General features: G+C 72.5%; 2 protein-coding genes. Both read right to left on the reverse strand.

The window, feature by feature from the left end; all coding sequences use genetic code 11:
• On the reverse strand, positions 1-1,785 hold a 1,785-nt coding region (locus tag U0177_RS28870), incomplete at its 3' end, for a condensation domain-containing protein (protein ID WP_409574158.1).
• The coding region (locus U0177_RS28875; RefSeq protein WP_409574159.1) for a condensation domain-containing protein at positions 1,782-3,769 on the reverse strand (1,988 nt) is incomplete at its 5' end. The genes U0177_RS28870 and U0177_RS28875, both read right to left, overlap by 4 nt.

The following is a 3,769-nucleotide window of genomic DNA, read 5'->3' on the forward strand; positions in this document are numbered from 1 at the left end:
CACGTGCGCGGCGACGTTGCCGAGCGGGAAGGCGGGGCTGCGGCCGACCCAGTAGGCGTGCTGGACATCGGTGAGCGGGAAGGGCGCGTGCTGCCCCGCCGCGTCCGGCACGATCTCGGCCATTTCGTCGGCGGCCGTGTCGCTCTGCGCGCCAGTCTGCTCGGCGATCAGCGCGGCCATCGCGGCCACGGTCGGCGCCTCGAACAGCGCTCGCAGCGGCAGCTGAACCTGGAAGGCTTCGCGCAGGCGCGCGACGAGCTGCGTAGCCACCAGCGAGTGGCCGCCCAGCTCGAAGAAGCTGTAGGTGGCGCCGACCTGCTCGATGCCCAGCAGCTGCTGCCAGATGCCGGCAAGCGCGCGCTCAATTGGCGTGCGCGGCGCCACAAACGCGCCGGCGCGCGCGCGCTCGGCGCCGGCGGCGTACACCAGCGGGGCCTGCTCGGGGGCGATCCGCTCAAGCAGGCTGCCCAGCGTCTGCTCGGGCTCGGCGGCGATGCAGCCAAGCAGCAGCAGGATGTGGCTGAGCGCGCGCTCGGCGCCGGCGGCGTCGAGCCTGCGCCGATCGTACACCAGCTGGATCGCCAGCTCGGCGCCAGTGGCCGCCAGGATCGCCAGCGCGTACTTCGTGCGCGCCACATTCGAGCCATCCTGCACCGGCTCGATCGCCAGGCCGCTCGCGCCCAGCATAGCCGCGTCGACGGCGTAGCTCTCGACGACGAGGATGCTCTCGTAGAGCGGGCGCGTCGGCGGGGCGTCGCTCCACTCGTGCACCTGGCCGCCCGGCACATACTCGAACTGCCGCAGCTCGAGGTTTTCGGCCTGGATGCCGGCGAGCCAGGGCCACAGCTCGGCTTCCGGCTCCACGCGCACGCGCACCGGCAGCGTATTGATAAACAGGCCAATCGTCGACTCGATCCCCGGCAGGTCGCCCGGCCGCCCCGAGACTGTCGCGCCGAACACTACGTCGTCGCGTTCGCCGTAGCGGCTGAGCAGCAGCGCCCAGACGCCCTGCAGCACGGTGTTGAGCGTGAGGTGGCGGCGGCTGGCCAGGGCGCGCAGCGCGGCGGTGGCCTCGGCAGGCAGCCGGCCGGACGCGTAGCCATAGGGCTCGGCCAGGTCGGCGTGGGCGCTACGGGCCGCCACGCGGCCAAGCGGCGTCGGCTCGGCGAAGCCAGCCAGCTTGGCGCGCCAGAACCGCTCGGCCTGGTCGCGGTCGCGCTGCTTGAGCCACGCGATGTAGTCGCGGTACGGCCGGCTGTGGCCAAGCTGGGCGTCGGTCCCGGTGCAGATCGCCTGGTACAGCGTCAGCACCTCCTTGACGATCACCGGCCGGCACCAGCCGTCCATCAAAATATGGTGGTGCAGCCACACAAAGTAGAAAGCATCGTCGGCGATCTGCAGCAGCGCCAGGCGCATCAGCGGCGCGCGTGCGAGCTTGAAGCCGCGCCGGCGATCGGCATCGAGAAAGGCTTGCAGCCGCTCACGGCGCTGTTCTTCACCTATACCGCGCCAGTCTTGCTGCTCGACCGGTACGTCGACGTGGCGCAGCACCACCTGGAGCGGCTCGGGCTGGTCTTTCCACACGAACGCGGTGCGCAGAATGGCGTGCCGGGCCACGACCCGCTGCCACGCCTGCTCGAATGCCGCCACGTCGAGCTGCCCGCGCAGCAGGTACGTCGACTGCTCGATATGAATGCCGGCCGCCGGCCCGCTGAGCGTCTCGAGCAGCATGCCTTGCTGCGATGGCGCCAGCGCGTAGATCGCCTCGACGTTTCGGTTGCTCATGCGTCGTCTTCCTCCTGGTCGAAATCGATCTCGGCGAGGGCGTGCTCGAGCTGCTCCTGGCTCAGCTCGACGTCGAGGAAGTCGGCCGGCGTGTAGCCGCCGGCGTCGGGCTGGCGGCAGTGCGCAATGATCGCGCGTAGCGCCGCCAGGAAGCCTTGTGCCAGCCGCTCGATCGTGGCGTGCTGGTGCAGCTGCGCGCTGTAGACCCACTCGGCCTGCAGACGGCCGCCCACCACCATGGCGCGCACGTCGATCAGGTAGCGCCGCCGGCCGCGCGGGCTTTCGGCCGGCCCGGTTGGCTCGTGCGCCAGGCCGAACAGCGCCGCGCCCGCCAGCGTCTGGTCGAGCTGGCCGAGGTAGTTGAAGCTGATCTCGGCCTGGGGCAGCGCGCGCAGCTCGGCGCCGGCTTGGTCGTTCAGGTAGCGCAGCACGCCGTAGCCCGCGCCGTCGTTGGGCACGCGCAGCAGCTGCTCTTTGGCGGCGCGCAGCAGCGCGCCGGGGTCGCTCGCCTGGCCGATGTCGATCAGCGCCGGGAAGATCGCCGTGAACCAGCCGACCGTGCGCGAGAGGTCGATCTCGTTGAAGGGCACGGCGCGCCCGTGGCCCTCGACATCGGCCAGCAGCACCGGCGCGCCGCTCCAGGCGGCGCAGGCCTGGGCCAGTGCGGCGAGCAGCGCGTGGCTGATCTGGGTGCGGTACACCTCGGGCACGTCCTGCAGCAGCGCGCGCGTCTCGTCGGCGTCGAGCGCCAGCGTCACCGATCGGGCCGACGCCTCGGTGTTCAGCTCGTCGCCGGCGGCGAAGTCGCGCGGCAGTGGCGCCACGGCCGCGCCAGCTCGCGCCCGCCAGTAGGGCAGCTCGGCGAGCAGGGCCGGGGCCTGGGCGTGCTCGGCCAGGCGCACGGCCCACTGGCGGAACGAGCTGGTTTTGGGCGGCAGCGCGGCCGGCTCGCCGCGCAGAAGCTGGCGGCACAGCAGCTCGAGGTCGGCCACCAGAATGCGCCACGACACGCCGTCCATCGCCAGGTGATGCACCACCAGCAGCAGCCGCGCCGGCAGGCCCGGCCCGCGCTCGAACAGTGCAGCGCGCAGCAGCGGGCCGGCCGCAAGATCCAGGCTGGCCTGCAGCACGCGCGCGCGCGCCTCGATCGCCGCCGCGTGATCGGCGGCCAGCCCGGCCAGGTCGATCCGCTCGAACGGCACGGCGGCGCCGGGCGCGGCGTGCGACTGGCGCCAGCCGCCGCCATCGCGCTCAAAGCGCAGCCGCAGCGCGTCGTGGTGCTCGATCAGCAGGCCCAGCGCCCGCTCAAGCAGCGCGGCGCCGAGCGGCTGCCGCAGCTCGAGCAGCAGCGCCTGGTTGAAGTGCTGCGGGTCGGGGCGGCTCTGCTCGAAAAACCAGTGCTGGATCGGCGTCAGCGGCGCCGGCCCGATCACCGGGCCCTGCTCGGCGGCAGCTGCCGCCGCAGTGCCAACAATGGTCGCCAGGTCGGCGATCGTGTGGTGCTGGAACAGCTGGTTGGGCGTGAGACGCAGGCCGGCCTGGTTCGCGCGCGCGACGATCTGGATGCTCAGGATCGAGTCGCCGCCAAGCTCGAAAAAGTCGTCGTGAATGCCCACGCGCTCGTGCCCAAGCACCTCGGCCCAGATCTGCGCCAGCGCCTGCTCGGCGGCGGTGCCCGGCGCGACGAATCTGCTGCTGGTGTCGGCTGCATCGGGCGCGGGCAGGGCCTTGCGGTCGACCTTGCCGTTGGCCGAGAGCGGCAGCGCGTCGAGCAGCACAAACGCCGACGGCAGCATATACTCGGGCAGCCGCTCGCGCAGCCAGGCGCGCAGCTCGTCGCTCGCCGGTGGCTGCTGCTGGTCGCGGGGCACGAGGTAGGCGACGAGGCGCTTGGGGCCGAGGCGCTCGCCCACCGCTGCCGCCACCACCGCCCGCACCCCCGCGTGCTCCGCCAGCGCCGCCTCCACCTCCCCCAGCTCGATCC

It is taken from the genome of Kouleothrix sp., assembly GCF_046328425.1.
In the GTDB taxonomy this organism is placed as follows: Bacteria; Chloroflexota; Chloroflexia; order Chloroflexales; family Roseiflexaceae; genus Kouleothrix.